General features: G+C 64.7%; 16 protein-coding genes. 8 read left to right on the top strand and 8 right to left on the bottom strand.

The genetic code is table 11. The annotated features are described in order from the left end of the window. Positions 1-251 precede the first annotated feature (251 nt). The 3 genes from VNK82_06970 to VNK82_06960 all read left to right on the top strand — a co-directional run bounded on the left by VNK82_06970 (position 252) and on the right by VNK82_06960 (position 2858). Positions 252-1235, top strand: coding sequence for an FAD binding domain-containing protein (locus VNK82_06970; GenBank protein ID HXE90688.1), 984 nt, complete (start codon positions 252-254; stop codon positions 1233-1235). Positions 1236-1273: 38 nt separating this feature from the next. Then, a complete protein-coding gene (locus tag VNK82_06965) occupies positions 1274-1921 on the top strand; it encodes a DinB family protein (protein HXE90687.1) in 648 nt (215 codons plus the stop codon). A 94-nt stretch (positions 1922-2015) separates the two neighbouring features. Then, entirely contained in the window at positions 2016-2858 is an 843-nt protein-coding gene (locus tag VNK82_06960; GenBank protein HXE90686.1) for an amidohydrolase family protein, read from the top strand. A 150-nt stretch (positions 2859-3008) separates the two neighbouring features. Here VNK82_06960 and VNK82_06955 read toward each other — a convergent pair whose 3' ends face one another. Further along, complete coding sequence (locus VNK82_06955; protein HXE90685.1) at positions 3009-5114, bottom strand: S46 family peptidase; 2106 nt, start codon at positions 5112-5114, stop codon at positions 3009-3011. Positions 5115-5302: 188 nt separating this feature from the next. On the opposite strand from VNK82_06955, the gene VNK82_06950 reads away from it, so the two are divergent. From VNK82_06950 to mnmA, 4 genes are all read left to right on the top strand, one after another. Further along, positions 5303-6436, top strand: coding sequence for a citrate synthase (locus VNK82_06950; protein ID HXE90684.1), 1134 nt, complete (start codon positions 5303-5305; stop codon positions 6434-6436). A gap of 97 nt (positions 6437-6533) precedes the next feature. Further along, positions 6534-6923 (top strand): VOC family protein, encoded by a 390-nt coding sequence (locus VNK82_06945; protein ID HXE90683.1) that lies wholly within the window; start codon positions 6534-6536, stop codon positions 6921-6923. A gap of 393 nt (positions 6924-7316) precedes the next feature. Further along, positions 7317-8489 (top strand): cysteine desulfurase family protein, encoded by a 1173-nt coding sequence (locus VNK82_06940; protein ID HXE90682.1) that lies wholly within the window; start codon positions 7317-7319, stop codon positions 8487-8489. A 134-nt stretch (positions 8490-8623) separates the two neighbouring features. Further along, the gene (gene mnmA / locus VNK82_06935) at positions 8624-9733 is read left to right on the top strand and encodes a tRNA 2-thiouridine(34) synthase MnmA (protein ID HXE90681.1); all 1110 of its coding nucleotides are present in this window, start codon (positions 8624-8626) and stop codon (positions 9731-9733) included. Positions 9734-9877: 144 nt separating this feature from the next. On the opposite strand, the gene VNK82_06930 is transcribed toward mnmA, so the two are convergent. From VNK82_06930 to VNK82_06920, 3 genes are all read right to left on the bottom strand, one after another. Then, positions 9878-10408 carry a hypothetical protein gene (locus tag VNK82_06930; protein ID HXE90680.1) on the bottom strand — a complete coding sequence of 177 codons (531 nt, stop codon included), beginning with the start codon at positions 10406-10408 and terminating at the stop codon, positions 9878-9880. Between the two features lie 46 nt (positions 10409-10454). Continuing rightward, positions 10455-10766 (bottom strand): YtxH domain-containing protein, encoded by a 312-nt coding sequence (locus VNK82_06925; protein ID HXE90679.1) that lies wholly within the window; start codon positions 10764-10766, stop codon positions 10455-10457. 69 nt (positions 10767-10835) lie between these two features. Beyond that, positions 10836-11570 (bottom strand): SDR family NAD(P)-dependent oxidoreductase, encoded by a 735-nt coding sequence (locus tag VNK82_06920; protein ID HXE90678.1) that lies wholly within the window; start codon positions 11568-11570, stop codon positions 10836-10838. 288 nt (positions 11571-11858) lie between these two features. Here VNK82_06920 and VNK82_06915 point away from each other — a divergent pair, with 288 nt between their 5' ends. After that, a complete protein-coding gene (locus VNK82_06915; protein HXE90677.1) occupies positions 11859-13091 on the top strand; it encodes a hypothetical protein in 1233 nt (410 codons plus the stop codon). Between the two features lie 63 nt (positions 13092-13154). Here VNK82_06915 and VNK82_06910 read toward each other — a convergent pair whose 3' ends face one another. The 4 genes from VNK82_06910 to smc form a co-directional block, all read right to left on the bottom strand. Then, on the bottom strand, positions 13155-13433 hold the full coding sequence (locus VNK82_06910) for a helix-turn-helix domain-containing protein (protein ID HXE90676.1): 279 nt from the start codon (positions 13431-13433) through the stop codon (positions 13155-13157). A gap of 46 nt (positions 13434-13479) precedes the next feature. Then, complete coding sequence (locus VNK82_06905; GenBank protein HXE90675.1) at positions 13480-14019, bottom strand: CvpA family protein; 540 nt, start codon at positions 14017-14019, stop codon at positions 13480-13482. A gap of 6 nt (positions 14020-14025) precedes the next feature. Continuing rightward, a complete protein-coding gene (locus tag VNK82_06900) occupies positions 14026-14904 on the bottom strand; it encodes a phosphoribosylaminoimidazolesuccinocarboxamide synthase (protein HXE90674.1) in 879 nt (292 codons plus the stop codon). 220 nt (positions 14905-15124) lie between these two features. Then, complete coding sequence (gene smc, locus VNK82_06895) at positions 15125-18964, bottom strand: chromosome segregation protein SMC (protein HXE90673.1); 3840 nt, start codon at positions 18962-18964, stop codon at positions 15125-15127. Between the last annotated feature and the right edge of the window lie 196 nt (positions 18965-19160).

The following is a 19160-nucleotide window of genomic DNA, read 5'->3' as shown; positions in this document are numbered from 1 at the left end:
CAATTCCGTGGTGATGCCGAGGAGCTAGCGGAGGCGTACCTGGATGCATTGAAGCGGTTGATCTGTCACGAAACCCAGATAGTTCAGAAAAAGGGGCTAGTGTGGTGGAGCCTTGCCTGCGAGTACCTCGAAGACGGGAAGTGGAAGAAGCTCAGTGGCCACTTGGGGCTTCGTTTGTTCATTAGTGCTCCTACTATGACAGGACGAGTCGCAATCTATCGGTCCATGCCATTGGCGAAGGGCATGCACGCATGAGCCTCCCTGAATTCAAGCTGCTGCGCCCTCGCACCATGACTGAGGCGGTCGACCTGCTCGGCACGCACGCTCCCGACGTCCAGATCATTGCTGGCGGCACCGACCTCATCCCCTCGCTGCGCCAGCGCCTGTTCGCCCCGCGGTACGTGCTCGACATTCGCAGCATCGCCGAACTCAACGGCATCCGCGTCATTCCCGGCCAGGGCGTGGAGATCGGAGCGCTCACCACGCTCACCGCGATCGAAGACTCCGAATTTCTGCGCCGCAACTATCCCGTGCTGCGCGAGGCGGCCATTACCGTGGCTTCGCCCATCCTGCGCAACATGGGGACCATCGGCGGGAACATCTGCCTGGACACGCGCTGCCTCTGGTACAACCAGTCGCTCGCCTGGCGCAAGTCTTGCGGTTTCTGCATCAAGAAGGATGGCGACCTCTGCCACGTGGCGCCCGGCGGCGCCAAGTGCTGGGCGGCGTTCTCGGGCGATACGCCTCCCGCACTGCTTTGTTTGAGTGCAGAGATCGAGCTAGCGAGCCCGCGCGGCACCCGCCGCTTACCACTGCGAGATTTCTACACCAACCTGGGCGATGCGCGCATCCAATGCGAGCGGGACGAGCTGCTCACCCGCGTGTTCCTGCCGGAGACTATGGCGGGCTGGCGAGGCGCCTACATGAAGCTGCGTATTCGCGGTTCTATCGACTACCCGCTGGCGGGCGTCGCGGTGGCGCTCAAGAAGTCGAACGGCACGGTCGAGGACGCGCGCGTGGCCATCACCGCCGTCAATCCAGCGCCGTTGCTGGTGCCGCAAGCCGGCGATGCCCTGGCCGGGAAAAAGGTGGATGAGCACGTGGCCGAAGTGGTCGGCGAGCTGGCGGCCCGGATTGCCAAGCCGCTCACCACCTCGGCGCTGACGCCGGAGTATCGCCGCGAGATGATCCGGGTATTCGCCAAGCGTGCTGTCCTGGCCGCCGCCCGGGGTTAGAGGGGATAACCGTCGCACTAAATGTAAGGAGGAGAGTCGTGGACGCAAGCAAGCAGTGGAAGTTCTGCAGTTTTGCAATCTTGATGGTGCTGGTGCTTTCGACCCTGGCCGCGGCGCAGGATTCGCCTGTGTCGGACCCCACCGTGCCCGCGAACTATGACAAGGAATTCGCCCTCCGCTATCTGGCCGAGACGCGGGAGAAGTTCCTGGCCTCGATCAACGGCCTGAGCGAGGCGCAGTGGAAGTTCAAGCCTGCGGCGGACCGCTGGTCGGTGGGTGAAGTCTCGGAGCACGTCACCAAGGCGGAGGAGATGTTCCAGGGCATGGTGCGCAAGATGATGGAGTCGCCCGCGGACCCAGCCCAGGCGAAAGAGGCCACCCTCAAGGAGGCCAATATCGTTAAGATGGTTCCCGATCGTTCCACCAAGTTCCAGGCGCCGGATCCGCTCAAGCCGACCGGCCGCTGGCCGACGCAAACCGCACTGGTCGCCGATTTCGAGCGCATGCGCAAGGAAAACGCCGACTACCTGGCCGCAAATTACGACGGGATGAGGCAGCGTGTGCAGGCCGGCCCGCCGGGCACCATGGACGGCGTCCAGTGGATGGTCTTCATGGCCGCTCACCTCAAACGTCATACGGCGCAAATCGAGGAAGTGAAGGCCGACCCCGCCTTCCCGAAGAAGTAAGTGCTAGGATACCGGCGCCCGGGCTGCACTATGCCGGGCGCCGCCACTCTTATGGGGTGACGGTTTTTCTAACCACTGACCACTGACCACTGCCTTGATCACTGACTGCCACGTCCACATCATGCCCATGCACCTCTTCAAGCCGGAGGCCATGGCTGCCATGAAGAGGAAACGCAGCGACTTCGAGCACATTGAAGCCCTCTGCCGCTCGCCCAAGGCCTTCCTCGAGCATCTGGACGCAGTGGGCGTGGAGCGCGCCGTCCTCATCAATTACGTAGCGCCGGAAGTCATCGGGCTCACCTCGGAGGTCCACCATTTCGTCGCCCAGTATGTAAAAGAAGACCCGCGGCGGCTCATTCCCTGCGGCGGGTTGCATCCGCGCCACAGCGCCAACGTCCTGCGGGATGTTGAAGAACTCCTGCGGCTCGGCATCCGCATGTTCAAGATCCACCCCCCACACCAGCTCCTCTATCCGAACGATTACCTGAAGGGCGTCAAGGAGCTGGAGATCATCTATCGCGCCGCCGAGGCCAACGGCATCCCGGTCATGGTCCATACCGGAACTTCCATCTTCCCCGGCGCCCGCAACAAGTACGGCGACCCTATTTACGTGGACGATGTCGCGGTCGACTTCCCCAAACTGAAGGTCCTTTTGGCGCACGGGGGCCGCCCCCTGTGGATGGAAACGGCCTTCTTCCTGGTCCGGCGGCACCCGAACGTTTATCTCGATATCAGCGGCATCCCGCCCAAGGCCTTGCTGCGCTACTTCCCGCGCCTGGAGGAAATCTCTTCCAAGACGCTGTTCGGCACAGACTGGCCCGGCCCGGGCGTCCCGGACATGAAGAAAAATCTCACCGACTTCCGTGCCTTGTCGCTCCCGGAGGCTGTCAAGGAGCAGATTCTCAGCCAGACCTCACTCGCCATCTGGCCCGGCTGAGCAGGGTGGGGAAACGGGGTTGCCACGGTGGGAGAGCGGGGCTTGGTGGCTCGGGCCTTTAGGTCCGACTCGCGCAGCGACCCCGCGTCCCGAGCGCATGAAGAAGGGCTTTAGCCCGGGGATTTGCAGATCTGTCCTTCGTGGAAAACCCTACTGCCTTCGCGTCCTTCCCCTCCGCGCCGGCCTCGGTTTCACGCCCAGCAGTTCATCCGCCAGCCCGGTCGCTCCATACACCTTGCGCAGCGCCTCCTGGATGGCGCGAACGTCCACGGCGATGGCCCTTCCCAGCTTGTCGGAGTAGGCGAAGTTCCACGAAAGGGAATAGATGTTGCCATCGAAGATGATGCCCACGAGCTCTGCGGCGGTATTCACCACCGGGCTGCCGGAGGAGCCGCCGATGATGTCGGCCGTCGAAACGAAGTTGAACGGCGTGGCCGCCCGCAGCCGGGCACGGTTCTTGGTCCAGCTTTCCGGCAGCTTGTAGGGCGGCTGGTTGCCGTGGTCGGCTGCATGCTTGAACGCGCCGCCGATTGTGGTGAAGAAGGGAACCGGCTTGTTGTTCTCCGTGTAGCCGCGCACCGCGCCATAGCTCAGGCGCAGGGTAAAGGTGGCATCGGGCGGCTCGGCCGTCCCGCTGATGCTGAAGCGCGCCTTTGCCAGACGCGCTCCCGCCTGGCGCAGCACGGAGTCCACATTGTCGTCGTAGGTCTTGCGGGCGGCCCGCGCTTCACGATCGATGTCCCGCATCAGGACGATCAGCGGATCTTTGCTGTCCTCCACCGCCTTCTTGCCGCCTTCATAGAGCTGGCGTCGCACGTTCACGTCCTGCAGCTGCGTGCCTTCGATGGCCGCGTGCGCCACCTGCTCCGGCGACTGTCCCTTCAGCACCCGCTCCACCACCACGTTGCGTGCGCCCATCTGCTCCCGCATCTCGTTCAGCGAATGGGCGAGCATCGCCGTCTCCAGAGACTTGTAGACGGGTGCCGTGGAGAACAGGTCCAGCTCCAGCGAAGGCAGGGCGGAATCGCGGTACTCCCGCAAGCGTTCGCTGTTGGGCCGCGGCCGCTCGCTGGCTGCACGCACCAGGGTGCGCGCGTAATCGGCCAGTTTCCCGCGGAATCCGGCCCGCCGCTCCAGGAAGATGTAGGAGAGAAAGATGGTCCGGTAGGTGTCCATCGCGCGGTCGATGTCCTTCCACGCGTCGCCCACTTGTTTCTTCAGCTCCGGGTTGGCGTCAATCGCCGCGCGCAACCGGTCTTCGTCGGCCTGCTTGGCGGCCATGATTTCCGCATTGTTCAGTCCGTCCTGGTAGCCGGTCACCGCCTTCAGTGAGTTCTCCAGGCTGTCCAGGTCGTCCTTGGCGATGCGCGCGTTCTCCTCCGACTCCGACGAAAACTTGCGCAGCATCTCGATGCGTCCCCGGTAGGACGCCAGACTGAACGGGTAGAAGACGTCACGCAGGAATTCCAGCTCGTCCATGGCCTTCAGGCGCCCGGTCGAGCCGGGATGCCCGGAAACGAAGATGAGATCGCCCTCCCTCAACGGCTTCGCTGACCACTTCAAGTAGTGGTTCAGGACGACGGGCTTATCGTCCTCATAAACACGGAAAAAGGCCACGTCCAGATCGTATCGGGGGAAATTGAAGTTGTCGGGGTCCCCGCCGAAGAACGCAATGTCCTGCTCGGGCGCGAACACCAGCCGCACATCGGTGTACTTGCGGTAACGATAAAGGTGATACGCGCCCCCGGAGTAGAAGGTCACGACGTCGCAGCGCAGGCCGGTCTGCTTGACGCAATCGGCCTCAAGGGTTGCCATGGCCGCTCGCTGCGCCCGGCCCGCCTCGGCGTCGTTCATGCCCGGCTTGACGGCGGCGTTCACCTGCGCCGTCACATCCTGCAAGCTGCCCAGTACGTTGAGTTCCAGGCCCGGGCACTTGGCCTCTTCCGCCCGGCTGCGCGCCACGTACCCGTTCTTCAGGAAGTCCTTGCCCTCCGACGAGAGCTGGTGGATGCACTCCGCCGCGACGTGATGGTTGGTGAATACCAGCCCATCGGCCGAGACGAACGAGCCCGACCCGCCGTTGTTGAAGCGCACCGACGATAACCGCAAATGGTCCAGCCATTCCTGGCTCGGCCTGAACTTGTGCCGCGCCTGGAGCTGTTCCAGGGGCGGCGCGCTGAACAGCCACATCCCTTCATCGGCCACGGCTGCGGCCGGGAGCAGGCCAAGACAGAGCAGGCAGGCGACGATTCTCATAGGGGATTCCCGACTCGGCATCAGGGTTTGCGCCTCCGGGGAGCCCACTATACAGGGCCTCCAAACAGCCTCGCAAACAGGGAGAACACAGGCCTGTGACTGCCGTCACTTCGCGAAGTGCCCCGATTTGGAGTATAAAAAAGGGAGTAGCGCAGCGCCCGATTGCGCGCTCGAGCTGAGGCAACGTTATGACTACCGCAACGGCGGCCAAAGGGCTGGAAGGAATCGTCGCAGCCAATTCCAGCATTTGCTATATCGACGGGGAGCGCGGCATCCTCGCGTATCGTGGATATGACATCCACGACCTCGCCGACAACTCCTCCTTCGAAGAGACCTGCTACCTGTTGTGGTTCGGCAAGCTGCCCACGCGCAGCGAGCTCGACGACTTGAAGGCGCATCTTGCGGCCGAACGCAAGCTCGACCCGGCCATCATCAGCCTGTTGCGGCAGGCGCCGCGCAGCGCCGTCCCTATGGAGGTGCTGCGTACCGCGGTCTCCGCGCTCTCCTTCTACGATCCGGACGCCCACCACAACGACCCGGTCGCCAATCTGCGCAAGACCTATCGCCTCACCTCGCAGATCGCCGAGATCGTCGCCGTCTACGATCGCGTCCGCAAAGGGCGCGCCGTGGTCGAGCCCGACCGCTCCCTGTCCCATGCCGCCAATTTCCTGCTCATGCTCAATGGCGAGAAGCCTTCTCCCACCGCCGAAAAGGCCATGGATGTGGCTCTCATTTTGCATGCCGACCACGAGCTGAACGCCTCCACCTTTGCTGCCCGCGTCACTGCGGCCACGCTTTCCGACATGCATTCCGCTATCACCTCGGCCATCGGCGCGCTCAAGGGGCCGCTCCACGGCGGCGCCAACGAAGAGGTGATGAAACTCTTGCATGCCATCGACGAGGCTGGCGAAGACCCGGTCGAGCACGTCAAGGCGATGCTGGCCAGGAAGCAGAAGGTGCCTGGCTTCGGCCATCGCGTCTACCACACCGAAGACCCGCGCGCTACCCATCTGCGCCAGATGTCCGACGATCTCGGCCGGTCCAGCGGCCAGCACAAGTGGTTCGAGATGTCCCGCAGGATCGAGGAGTTCATCAACCGCGAGAAGAAGCTCAACGCCAACGTCGACTTTTATTCCGCCTCCACCTACACGGCGCTGGGCCTCGATATCGACCTGTTCACGCCCATCTTCGCGGTGTCGCGCATCAGCGGCTGGACCGCCCACGTGCTGGAGCAGCACGCCGACAACCGCCTCATCCGCCCCCGCGCCGAGTACCAGGGCCCGCTGCCGCCGGTCCCGTACGTCCCCATCGACCGGCGCTGAGTAGCCGCGCCGGTCGCGCTTCAAACCCGACTCTCCGGGCGACCGTGTCAAAATATCCGGGTCAGACTGAACGGGAGTTGAGCCGCAGGAGAAAGCGATGAAGCGTACGTGGACCATCATCGGTGTTGCTGATGTTGCTCGCAGCTTCAAGTGGTACCAGGCGCTGTTTGGCCAGCCGGAAACGAATCCTGAACATGAGGACTTCGGGCAAATCCTGGACACCGATGGAACGGTCTTGCTTTGCCTTCACCAATGGGGAGCTCACGGACATCCGCCACTGACCAGTCCCGATCATGCGCCGCCTGGCAATGGACTGCTCCTGTTCTTCCGTGTGGACGACTTCAATGAGACGCTGGTTCGAGCGCGCGCCCTTGTCACTCGACTGGACGAGGAACCCCATTTGAACCCCAATACCGGCACCCGGGAATTCGCACTCCGTGATCCCGATGGGTATTACGTCATGGTCAGTGCGCTCGCTGCCGCCTAGCCTACATGCAAGCCGACGCCACTTCCCCACTTGGCTGCTTTGCGGCTTCAAGAATTCGGGACGGGCGCCGCGTCTCTGCGCATTGCCGTTCCGGCAAGGGTGGGAGACGAGCTGGCGCGAAGGCCGACGGGCACCGCGCGACCTCGCAGCGATTCCTCTTGACACCTTACGCTCATCGTGCTAATATTCAAGTGTTTGTATTATCTAGGAGAATACATCGAGGTGCACGACCTCTAACCCGTTTCCTTTGACTATTTTGCCTCTAACCCCTTTGCCTTGAATATTTTGCCAAACCCAAATCGGCCAAGCCCTTTGTTAAGACGATTTTGCAGAGAAATAGGGAGGGGGGAGGGTCACCAGCCGGGCCAGCCCCGCCGGGCGTAGAATATGAGCATGCGCCGCGTCTATCTCGATAACAACGCCACCACCCCCGTCCTGCCCGAGGTGTGGGAGGCCATGCGTCCCTATTTTGCCGATCAGTTCGGCAACGCATCCTCCATCCACCGTCACGGCCAGCAGACCCGGGCGGCGGTGGAACGGGCTCGGGAATCGGTCGCCGTGCTGCTCGGCTGCCGCCCCGCCGAGGTGGTTTTCACTTCCGGCGGCACCGAGGGAGACAACTTGGCGCTTTTCGGCCTGGTTGAGCCGGGCGATCATCTGGTCACTTCCACCATCGAGCATCACGCCGTTCTGCATTCCGCCAGGCAACTGGAGCAGCGCGGCTGCGAAGTCACCTTCGTTCCGGTGGATGGCCGCGGGCTGGTGGACCCCGACGACGTACGCCGGGCACTGCGGCCGAATACCAAGCTCATCTCCATCATGATGGCCAACAACGAAACCGGCGCCATACAACCAGTCGAGGAGATTGGCCGCATCGCTGCCGAAGCCGATGTCTACTTCCACACCGACGCTGTGCAGGCGGCCGGGAAGATTCCCCTTAATGTGCAGAAGATCGGATGCGACCTGTTGACCATCTCCGGCCACAAGATGCACGCCCCGCAGGGAACCGGCGCGCTCTACGTACGCCGCGGGACGCTGTTGCGCCCGTTGTTTTACGGCGGCAATCACGAGCGCGGACGCCGCGCCGGCACCGAGAACGTGCCCGGCATCGTCGGTCTGGGCCGGGCGGCCGAGCTGGCCGGCGACAGCCTGCGCAACGGTCAGATGGCGCGCCTCCAGGAACTGCGCGACCGCATCGAAACCACCATACTCGCGGAATTCGAGGGCGTGGGTGTGAATGGCGCCGGGGCGCCGCGCGTCCCCACTACGACCAACATCTTCTTCGATTGGATTGAGGGCGAAGCCCTGGTGATTGCGCTCGACCTCAAGGGCCTGGCGGTTTCCACCGGAGCCGCATGCTCGTCTGGTGCGGTCGAGCCTTCCCACGTGCTGACTGCCATGGGCCTTGCTCCCGAGCGGGCGCGCGCCAGCCTGCGCTTCAGCTTGGGGAAACAGAACACGGCCGAGGACGTGGACTTTGCCCTTTCCGTCCTGCCGGAGGCCCTGGCGCGGCTGCGAGAACTCTCACCCGTGTACCAGAAGCGCCGGGCAACCGTCAGCACTTAGCAGTTAGCAATTAGCGCCTAGCCCTGGAGCGCAGGTGGCAGCCCCGGTCCCAGTCCCGGACATTAGAATGAAAGCTTAGGGGCTAAATGCTAACTGCTAATTGCTAATTGCTAGTTGCTTATTGCTTTTTGCTTATGGCTGCATCCACCATCGCCGTCGCCATGTCGGGCGGAGTCGACTCCTCGACCGTCGCAGCCTTGCTCCGCTCCGAGGGACACTCCGTCGTCGGGCTGACCATGCAGTTGTGGGACCAGCGCCGGCTGGCCGGATATCCCGGAATGCCGGAAGCTGTGCACGGGCGCTGCTGCTCCATCGACGACGTGCATGACGCGCGTCGTGTCGCCGAGGAGCTGGGGATCCCGCACTACGTTGTGAACCAGCAGGCGCGCTTCGAGCGCGATGTCGTCCGGCCCTTCGTCAACGAGTATCTGGCCGGACGCACGCCCATTCCGTGCAGTCTGTGCAACAACCACCTGAAGTTCGACCAGTTGCTGATCGTTGCGCGGCAGATCGGCGCCGAGCTACTGGCCACCGGCCACTACGCCCGCGTCGAGTTCGATTCCGCCGGCGGCCGCTGGTTGTTGCGTCGCGGCGCGGACGAAACCCGCGACCAGAGTTACTTCCTCTTCGGTCTCACCCAGGAGCAGTTGAGCCGCACGCGCTTCCCCTTGGGCAGCCTGCGCAAGACTGAAGTCCGCGAGCTCGCGCGGCGTCACGGCCTGGCCGCCGCTGATAAGCCGGATTCCCAGGAGATCTGCTTCGTTCCCGGCGGTGACTACAAGCGGTTCCTCGAGGCCTATCTCGAGGAGCAGGGAGAGCCCCTGCCGGATTCATCCGGCGAGCTGGTAACGTCGGACGGAACCGTGGTGGGGCACCACGCCGGTGTCCACCAGTTCACCGTCGGCCAGCGCAGGGGCCTGGGTGTGGCCAACGGCTCGCCGCTCTACGTGCTGTCCATCGACCGGCGGACCCGTTGCGTCACCGTGGGCGATGAGTCCAAGCTCTACTCGCGCACATTGCGCGCCCGCGACGTGAACTGGATCGCCATGGCGAGGCCTGCCGGTCCGCTGAACGCCGCGGTGAAGATCCGCCACCGGCACGAGCCTGCTCGCGCCCGCATCGAGCCGGTCGGCGAAGGCGAAGTCCTGGTGACCTTCGACGAGCCGCAGCGCGCCATTACTCCCGGCCAGGCCGCCGTGTTCTACGACGACGATATCGTCATCGGCGGTGGCTGGATCGCCTGAAGCAGCACTTAGCAGTTGGCATGTGGCACTCAGGCAGCAGGAGCCGCGCCATGGCGGCCTTGTTCCGCAATGGAGGATCGAAGCGGGAAGGGAACGAACGATTTGTTGGCCAAATGCTAACGGCTAATCGCCAACTGCACGATTCTAGATGAACATCTCTTCTTCCTGCGCGTCTCTCGCCGCCTCGCGGGGCGCGCCGCGACGACGGGAGCGCCCGAAGAACGTGTCGATACCCACGCCCAGTCCCTGCACCAAGGCAGCGAGCTGTCGCACGGGCGAAATGACCGTTTCGTGCATCAGGTCGGTAGTTTCTTCCACTTTGTCCAGCGCCCGGGAAACGAGTTGGTCGGCGCGGATCACCTGCAGCCGTGTGCGGTCGAGGGCGTCTTCGGCCAGTTCGTCCAGGCGTCCCGCTTGCTCCTTCAACGTCGCGGTGGCAGTGGCTAGGTCGCTCGTGATCGAGGCGAGGTTGGGCCGAACTTCCTGCAGAATTGCGGTCGCGCCGTCCAGCAGGGGAAGCCCGCGCTTCTGGATCTCATCCGCCAGCCCGTCGATGCGGGCGGCGGTGCGCTTGACGCTGAGGAACAGTCCGATGAGGATCCCCATCTGGATGACGACGGCGATGGAGGTCGCCGCCACAAACAGCATGAGCAGTGTCTGCGTGGACTGATCCATGGGGATGCGCCCAGTTTGTCGCCGGCCTTTGCCGGCACCTCACCAGCTACGAGGACTTCTTGCTCGCGCCCTCGGTCACACTCTCGCGGTACGCCTGCTTGCCGGCCTCAACCGCCGCGGCCAGTTGTTCCTTCTGCCGCGCCACGGCTTCGCGTCCGCGCTCGGCCCACTGTTCAGCCTGCTCGCGCGCCTGGCGTCCGCGAGTGATCAGGTAATCCCGTCCTTCTTCTGCTTTCAGGCGGAGCGATTCCCGGGTCTCCTCGCCCGAGCGGGGAGCGTAGAGAACGCCCAGGAGGGCTCCCAATCCGAGTCCTGCAATGAACCACATGAAGCTGTTGCCGCCATTGTCCTGCGCCATGACTGCCTCCTCGAAAAGAGCTGGGAAGGCCATGCTAGCACCCGTCCGGACCTTTTACAAACGCGCCCGTCACGGCTTCTGGGTCGGCCGGATGAGGACCTCGCTGGTGAAGGCCTGCGGCGACTGCGTCACCATCATGGCCACCACGTGGGCGATGTCTTCCGGCTGCAGCAGCCGGGCAGGATCCTTGCCGGCGTGCGGGCCGAGCTCGGTGTGGGTGGAGCCGGGGCAGATCAGGGCCACGCGGATTCCGTATGCGCGGAGTTCCTCGGCCACGGAGATGCTGAGCCCGTTCAGGCCCCATTTGGAGGCGGCATAAGCGGCGCCTCCGGGGAGCGGGTTCTTGGCGGCCAGCGAGGAAATGTTGATGATGTGACCGCGGCGGGCGCGGATCATCAGCGGGGCGAAGGCCCGGATGGTGAGGTAGACGCCCCGCAGGTTGGTCTCCAGAATACGGTCCCATTCCTCGGGATGCAACTCGTGCAACGGTTGGCCGAAACCCCCGACTCCGGCGTTGTTCACCAGGACGTCAGCCCGGCCGAATTCAGCTTCGACGCGAGCAGCCAGCGACTCGACGGACTGCCGCCAGGTGACATCGCACTCCACGGCCAGGGCGCGGCCGCCAGCCGCGTGGATGGCCGCCGCGGTAGCCTCCAGGGATGCCCGCGACCGCCCGCAAATCACGGCCGTCGCTCCCATAGCTGCCAGGCGGCGGGCAATGGCGGCGCCGATGCCCCGGCCACCTCCGGTTACGATCGTCACCTGCTCCCCCAGTGGTTTCGCGTTCGCCATGTCCGTGGCCATCCCTGCGGTGTCCATAGCTTAGCGTAAGGGCGGATGGAGGAATGATCCCGGCCATCTTCGGCCGGTGCAAGGGCATCTTATCTTGCGTGAGACCTGCTGATGTTGCTTGCGCCGGGCGGGGCGGGTTCCTATAATGTCGCATCCGCGGCTGGCCCGCGCACGGCCGGGAGGGGCTGGCAGGCCGGCAAAGTCGGGTCCGGTTCCCGGTCTCGAATCGCGGGGTCCCCTTGCGGCGACACGCCCAGGGCGGAAGCCATCGCCGCATTTCCCAAGTCCGAAGGAGCACCGATGAAGAAGTCGTACGTGAGATTTGCGCTGGCCCTGACGGTAGGCCTGTTGGCCGTCGTGGCGGAGCCGGCGCGGGCCCAGAGCATCAAAGACCCCGCCGAGTACAACGCTTATGTCGGCGCTCTGAACCAACAGGATCCCCAGGCGCGCATCAGCGCCCTGGAAGGCTTTCTGATCCAATACCCCAACACCGTGGCCAAGGAAGACGCCCTGCTGGGTTTGCTGGGAGCGTACTTCCAGACCCAGAACCAGGCCAAGGCCATCGAGACTGCGAACCGGCTGGTGGCCGTGAACCCGAACAGCCTTCGAGGTCTGGTGGTGCTGGTTTCCACCAAGCGGGCCGCCGCCCAGGCGAACCAGAACCCGCAGCAGAATCTGGCCGAGGCCAGGCAGCTCGCCGAGCGCGGCTTGCAGGCCCTGCAGACGGCCAAGCCGCGAGAGGGCGAACCGCCGGCAGACTTTGAGACGCTCAAGACCCAGGCCGGCGCCATCTTTCATGGCGCCATCGGACTGGCGGCCATGCAGGAGAAGCAATACGACGTTGCGCAGAAGAACCTGCGGGCGGCGGTGGAGGCCAATCCGAACGACGTGAACGACGTCTACGCTCTAGCCACTGCATACCTTTCGTCCAACCCGCCGGACGAAGTGAACGGGCTCTGGTTTACGGCGCGCGCCGCCAACCTGGTGGCGGGTTCGCCCGCGGAAAAGCAGATCTCCGACTTTGGCCGCAAGCGCTATCGCCACTACCACGGGAGCGAGGAAGGCTGGGCGGAACTGCTGGCGCAGACCAAGTCCACGGCGATGCCGCCGGCAGGATTCACCATCAAGCCCGCACCCACGCCGGCCGAAATGGCGCAGCAGATGGTGGACAGCAAGAACGTGCGGGAGATGAACTTCGCCGAGTACGAGTTCATCCTGGGCGTGGGCGGGGCTCCGGCGGACAAGGTGTGGGCCGAAATCCAGGGCAAGCCGCTGCGCTTCCAGGGCAAAGTCATCGCCGCTTCGCGGACCGTGCTGCGGCTGGCGGCCACCCAGGATGCCATTGACGAGAACCGGGCCGACGTGGAGTTGACTATGGCGGGCGCCATTCCACTCCGCCAAGTGCCGAAAGCGGGCGCGGACATCGCTGTCGAAGGCGAGCCGACCGCGTACGAGGCCAAGCCGTTCGTGATGAAGATGCAGAACGGGGCCCTTCTGCAAACCGGCGGAGCGGCTCGTCCCCGCGGCCGCTGAGCCAGCGGGATACGCAAACGGCAGCCCTGGCGGGCTGCCTTTCTTGCTGCAGCGCAAAGCAGTCTAGCGAGCCGCCTTGCGTTCGATAGGAGCCGGCCGGGCGCTGCGCGGAGGGCGGCGGACGCCGTTGCGCAGAGCGCGAATGTCCAGCTTCAATTCCTGGATGGTGCGGGCCAGCGTGTTGCGGTGCATGCCCAACTGGCGGGCCGCCCGGCACTGATTCCCCTGGTTCTCCATGAGGACGGTAAGGATGAAGCGCTTCTTGAACTCACGCACGGCTTCCGAATAAAAGATCCCGCTGTGGTACATCTGCGAAACCAGAGCTTCGAGTTGGTCTTTCACCTCGGGCCTCTCTTTCCCATGGGCTCGGTTGCAGCAGCGAACTCGGTCACTTCCTGTTCGAATCCTGGCCGCGACCTTCTTCCCGGTTCCCGCCGCCAGCGACTTTCAGAAAGCGCTCGCGGACTTCTTGCGGCGCCACTCGGGCCACCATGCGTCCGGCCTTGAGGACGTACGGTCCGAAGACCGAGCCGGCCAGCACGCGGGACTCGGGCACGAATGCCGCCAGCACCATGATCACGACGGTGGCCACCACGACGCCGCGTACCAGGCCGAAGACGGCGCCCAGCAGACGGTCGATCCAGCGCAGGCCGGTTTCCTTCATCATCCCGCTCAGAAATCGGCCCAGCATCCCGGCCAGCACCATCACCAGCACGAACACGGTGAGGAATCCGGCGGCGTCCGCGACGGCGTCGCTTCTCACGTGGGGAGCGAACCACGCCGCCACCCGCGCGTGCTGCCAGGCGGCCAGCCAGTACCCCACCACGGCCCCGCCGAGGGAAAAGAGCTCGACGAACAAGCCCTGACCCGCGGCCATCAGAACTGAAACCAGCACAACCGACAGGATGAGCCAGTCCAGACTGGACACCGGCGGCTACACCTCCAGCTCGCGGCCGGTCAGTCGGCGATAGGCCTCCTGATACTTTTCGCTGGTCTTTTGCGCCACATCGGCGGGCAACGCCGGCGCCGGCGGCTGCTTGTTCCAGCGAATGGACTCCAGGTAATCCCGAACATACTGCTTGTCAAACGATTCCTGCGGGCCGCCCGGGCGATACTTGTCCGCGGGCCAGAACCGGGAGGAATCCGGCGTCAATACTTCATCCGCCAGCACCAGCCCGGCGGGCGTGCGCCCGAACTCGAACTTGGTGTCGGCAATGAGAATGCCGCGTTCGGCGGCGTAGTCGGCCGCCTTGCGGTAGATGCGCAGGGTCAAGTCGCGCAGGGTTTCACTGAGTTCCGGCCCGGCGCGCTTCACCATTTCAGCGAACGGAATGTTCTCGTCGTGTCCGCTGGTGGCCTTGATGGCCGGGGTGAAGATGGGCTCCGGAAGCTTGTCGGATTCACGCAAGCCGTCACGCAGCTTGATGCCGCAGACCGAGCCACTCTGCGTGTATTCCTTCCAGGCCGAGCCGGAGACATAGCCGCGCGCCACGCACTCGATGGGCACCATGTCGGCCTCGCGGACCAGCATGGAGCGGCCGCGCAATTGCTCCGCCCAGGGCTGCACGGCGGCGGGATAGTCCTTCACCTGGGCCGTGATCAGGTGGCTGGGCACGAGGTCCTTCAGAAACTCGAACCAGAAGAGGGAAAGCTGGGTCAGTACTTTGCCCTTGTGGGGAATGCCGCTGGCCAGCACGTAATCGAACGCGGAAATGCGGTCGGTGGCGACGAACAGCAGCGTACCGTTGAGGCGGTACAGGTCGCGCACCTTGCCGCTGGCATGCAGCGGCAATCCCGGAAAGTCGGTGCTCAACAGAACGTCTGGTTGTGAGGTTTGCGTGGTCACGGTCGGAAGAAACTCAGCAGGAAAAACGAAGCGTATTCTAGCCTTCGAGAAAGATTTGTCAACGGAAGCGCGGAAAATCTTGACCCCGCGCGTGACCCGCACAGGATGAAAAACAGTTGACAGAAGCGCAGGAGTGGTGCGAGCCGCGTCCAAAGCGGCTGCACTCCACCCCGGTGCTGTGGAAAACTCAGGCCGTGCGGGAGTGGACCAGGTGGTCCCCGAATTTCACCGAGACCAGTTTCGAGACGCCCGGCTCCTGCATGGTGACGCCGTACATGGTCGGCGCCATGTCCATGGTCCGCTTGTTGTGGGTGATGATGACGAACTGGGTCTGCGCGCTCATCTCGCGCACCAGTTCGGTGAAGCGTCCCACGTTGGCTTCATCCAGCGGCGCATCCACTTCATCGAGCACGCAGAACGGGCTGGGCTGATACTGGAAGATGCCCACCAGCAGCGCGAAGGCGGTGAGCGCCTTCTCGCCGCCGGAGAGCAGGAGCACGTTCTGCAGGCGCTTGCCGGGCGGCTGGGCGACGATGTCGATGCCGCTCTCGGCGGCGTTCTCCTCGTCCGTCAGCCGCATGAAGCCCTGCCCCCCGCCGAAAAGCTTGCGGAAGGTCATCTGGAAGTTCTCGTTAATGCGTTCGAAAGCCTCCTGGAACCGCTGGCGTGAGAATTCGTCGATCTCGCGGATGGTGTTCTGCGTGTTCGCAATCGATTCCAGCAGGTCTTTGCGCTGCGACTCCAGGAAGGCGTGGCGCTCGGCGGTCTCCTTGTATTCATCCAACGCCATCATGTTGACCGGGCCCATGGCCTCCAGGCGGGCGCGGAGCTCACGGTGGGCGGCGTCTTCGGCAGCCAGCGCTTCGCCGCTCAGGCGGACGAGAGCGGTATCGGCGCGGAGGTCAGCGGCGCTGACGCCCAGTTCATTGAGGCAGGTTTCCGCCAGATGTTCGGTGTCGGAATTCAGCTTGGCCAGCAGGGCGGACACTTCGCCGCGGCGGTCGCGGGCGGCGTCCAGGGTGTGGCGGGCGGCACGCAGCTCCTGGTCGATGGCCAGCAGCCGTGCCCGTGATTGCTCGGCTTCGGTGCGCCAGACAGCTTCGCGCGCCGCGAGTTCCTCCCGCTCCGCTTCGAGCGCCTGGACGCGCGCCGCCAGTTCGACGTTTTCGGCTTCGCGTTGCCTGCGCTCCGCAAGACCAGAGGCGATCTGCGCCCTGAGGCCCTCGACGCGGGTTGCCATCTCGGCAACCAGAGCCTCGATGCGGCCGACGGATGCGGCCGCTGCCACGCGGCGCTCCTCGAGTCCGGCGACGCGCACCGCCATTTCACCCGCTGCCTGGGCGGAGCGGTCGCGGGCCGCCTTCAGGGACTCCAGTTGCGTCTGAGCCTCGGCCAGTTGCCGCTCCAGGAGGCTGCGCCGGGCTTCCGCCGTCTCCAGCTCCTTAGACCGGGCGGCCAGTTGCGTTGCGACCCCCGAGATTTCGCTCAGGCAGCGATTCCGCTCGGCTTCGTAGGTGGCTCGTCGTTCGGTCAGCCGGGCGACTTCGGAGTCCACCTGCTGCAGCGTGTGACCGGAGGTCAGCGCCTGACGTTCGGCTTCGCGCCGCTCCTCTTCCAGTCGATCGAGCAGGGAAGCGAGCGACGCGGCTTCGCGAGTGAGTTCGGCCAGCCGCCGTTCCTCCTGCGCGATCTCTTTTTCCATGTGGCGCAACTGCCGTTCCAGTTCCCGCAATTCACGCTTGAGAGTGAGGGGACCCTGGGCGGAGGGTTTCCCGCCGGTGACGGTGACGTTGTGGAAGCACTCGCCGGCCGGAGAAAGGAAGAAGGCGTTGGGGTTCTCCAGCGCCAGGCTGCGGGCCGCAGCAGGGTCGGGCGCGATATAGCCGTCGCGGAGCTTGGGCAGAATGACTTCGAGCGAGTTGCCGAAGCCGTTCAGCACGCGGATGCAACGGGTGAGGGGAACGATGGAGCCCCGTGGCGGGGCGGGCCGCGTGGCTTCGTCCACCGCGAAGGAGAAGCGCGCCTGGGCGTCATCCGGATGCACCAGGAAAGTGGCGCGGCCGTCGACGTCGCTGCGCAGCAGGCGCAAACCCTCATCGGCGGCGTCCCAGGACTTGACCACGATGTAGTTCAGTTCATCGCGCAGAAAGTCTTCCACCACGCGTTCATGGGCATCGTCCACCTCGAGGAAATCGGCCAGGACGCCCACCGGCCGGAAGTCGCTGGTGCCGCCGGAGCGCATCAGACGTTTTACCGACTCGGTGGAGTAGGTGTGTTCGTTGATGACGGCCTCAAGCGACGAACGGCGACCCGTGGCGGCAGCGAATTCCGCTCGCAGCCCGTCCAGACGCGACTTGGTCCCAATTTCAGCGGCCCGCAGTTCTTCCAGACGGCGCCGGGACTCGTCGGCTTTGAGAGTGAGGGCCGCCACCCGCGCGCCCGCCGACTCGAACTCCAGGGCCAGTTGGCCACGGCGTGCCGCGAAGGCGTCCAGATCGGTACGGGTGATGGCAAGGTCCTGTTCCAGACGGCCCAGCTCGCGCTCCAGCGCCGCTCGGTGCTCGGAGGCCTGGGCCATCTGGTTGCGCACTTCTGACGCAGCGGCAATCGTCTCCAACGTCCGCGCGCGACGCTGTTCCTGCAACTGCTCCAAATCGGCGAGAGCGGCGGCGGCGGCCAGCGCCTCCTGCTGGCAGGCGGCGGCTTCCTGCTGGGCCGCCAGCGCATGGTCTTCGGCGGACTCGAGGATGGCGCGGTTGGAGTCGCGCTCCGTTTCGAGCGCAGCCAGGTTGGCCATGGTCGGAGCGAGCTCCGCTTCCGCCTGGACGGCCCGTTGCTCGAGGTCGGCACAGCGTTCACGGTTGTGACTCTGCTGGGCCAGGGCGCGGTCGATCTCCAGAGCGATGGCGCCGGCTCGTTCGCGCGCTTGCGCCGTTTCCCGATCCACGGCGTAGCTGCGCTCGGTGAGCGCGGTGTGTTCATTCTCGAGCCGGTCGACCACCGCTGCGGTGGCATTCATCTCGGCCGCGATGGTTTCCAGCTCTGCGCCGCGGGCGGCCGTCTCCTGCGCAAACTGCGCCAGCTTGCTGGCCAGCACCACACGCAGGCGAGCGCGCATCTCCTCGCGCAGCCGCACGTAGCGCTCGGCCTTCGAGGCCTGCCGCTTCAGCGAGTTCATCTGGCGCGTGACTTCTTCGAAGATGTCATTCACCCGGGCCAGGTTTTGCTGCGCCTGCTCCAGCCGGGCCTCAGCCAGCCGCTTCTTGGTCTTGAACTTGGTGATGCCGGCCGCTTCTTCCAGGATGGCGCGCCGGTCGTGCGGCTTGCTGCTGAGGATCTGCCCGATGCGTCCTTGTTCAATGATGGCGTAGGACTCGGGGCCCAGGCCGGTTCCGAGGAAGATGTCCTGGATATCGCGCAGCCGCGCCAACTTGCCGTTGATGAGGTATTCGCTATCGCCGGAACGAAACAGGCGGCGTGTCACTACGATCTGTCCGGCGCGCGTTTCCAGCTTCTTCAGGCGACGGCGGCGCACCTTGAGCACGACCTCCGGCGGAGCGCTGCCGTCAAGGTCCGCGCCCACTTCGGGGTCGTCTTCTTCCCGGGCTTGACCGGGTTGCAGTTGGCGCGTGAAGGTCTCGGTCTCTTCGGCAGCGCGGGCGCGCAGCGCGGCTTCGTCCCAGTCGTCGCAAGGCAGCTCATCGCGCACTTCCACTTCGACTTCGGCGGCCAGATCCGTCAGCGGGCCTTCGTACACCTCGGGATCGATCAGGGTGAGCGAGACCTCGGCCATGCCGTTGGGTTTGCGGTCGCGCGTGCCGGCGAAGATCACATCCTCCATGCGCGAGCCACGCAGCGTCTTGGCGGACTGCTCGCCCAGCACCCAGGAGATGGCGTCCGCGATGTTGGACTTGCCGCAGCCGTTCGGCCCGACGATGGCGGTGACGCCCTCGCCGTCGAACTTCATCTCCGTGCGGTCGCAAAAGGACTTGAAGCCGAGAATCTGCAGCTTCTTCAGTTTCAGCAAGTTTCACTCCTTGGCCCTAACTCCGGGCCGGAACCCTGGGCAGCCAGCGCCAGGCGGCACGCCCGCGTAAGTGCCGCTCGGACGGGCGCTTGACCCGCACGACGGCTCTGCCGGGGGGAATCCAGAAGGCCCCAAATGCACCTAACTGTAGCGGCTAAGTCTCGGGTGGTCAAGCAATAAGCGCCCAAGATATTGG

The organism is Terriglobales bacterium, assembly GCA_035573675.1.
In the GTDB taxonomy this organism is placed as follows: domain Bacteria; phylum Acidobacteriota; class Terriglobia; order Terriglobales; family Acidobacteriaceae; genus DATMAB01.
This window is presented reverse-complemented; position numbering and strand designations above follow the sequence as displayed.

Coding starts and splice junctions, on each gene's coding strand:
- mnmA (HXE90681.1), top strand. CDS start 8,624: ATGGCTGCATCCACCATCGCCGTCGCCATGTCGGGCGGAGTCGACTCC.
- VNK82_06970 (HXE90688.1), top strand. CDS start 252: ATGAGCCTCCCTGAATTCAAGCTGCTGCGCCCTCGCACCATGACTGAG.
- VNK82_06925 (HXE90679.1), bottom strand. CDS start 10,766: ATGGCGCAGGACAATGGCGGCAACAGCTTCATGTGGTTCATTGCAGGA.
- VNK82_06950 (HXE90684.1), top strand. CDS start 5,303: ATGACTACCGCAACGGCGGCCAAAGGGCTGGAAGGAATCGTCGCAGCC.
- VNK82_06930 (HXE90680.1), bottom strand. CDS start 10,408: ATGGATCAGTCCACGCAGACACTGCTCATGCTGTTTGTGGCGGCGACC.
- VNK82_06920 (HXE90678.1), bottom strand. CDS start 11,570: ATGGCCACGGACATGGCGAACGCGAAACCACTGGGGGAGCAGGTGACG.
- VNK82_06915 (HXE90677.1), top strand. CDS start 11,859: ATGAAGAAGTCGTACGTGAGATTTGCGCTGGCCCTGACGGTAGGCCTG.
- VNK82_06940 (HXE90682.1), top strand. CDS start 7,317: ATGCGCCGCGTCTATCTCGATAACAACGCCACCACCCCCGTCCTGCCC.
- VNK82_06945 (HXE90683.1), top strand. CDS start 6,534: ATGAAGCGTACGTGGACCATCATCGGTGTTGCTGATGTTGCTCGCAGC.
- VNK82_06955 (HXE90685.1), bottom strand. CDS start 5,114: ATGAGAATCGTCGCCTGCCTGCTCTGTCTTGGCCTGCTCCCGGCCGCA.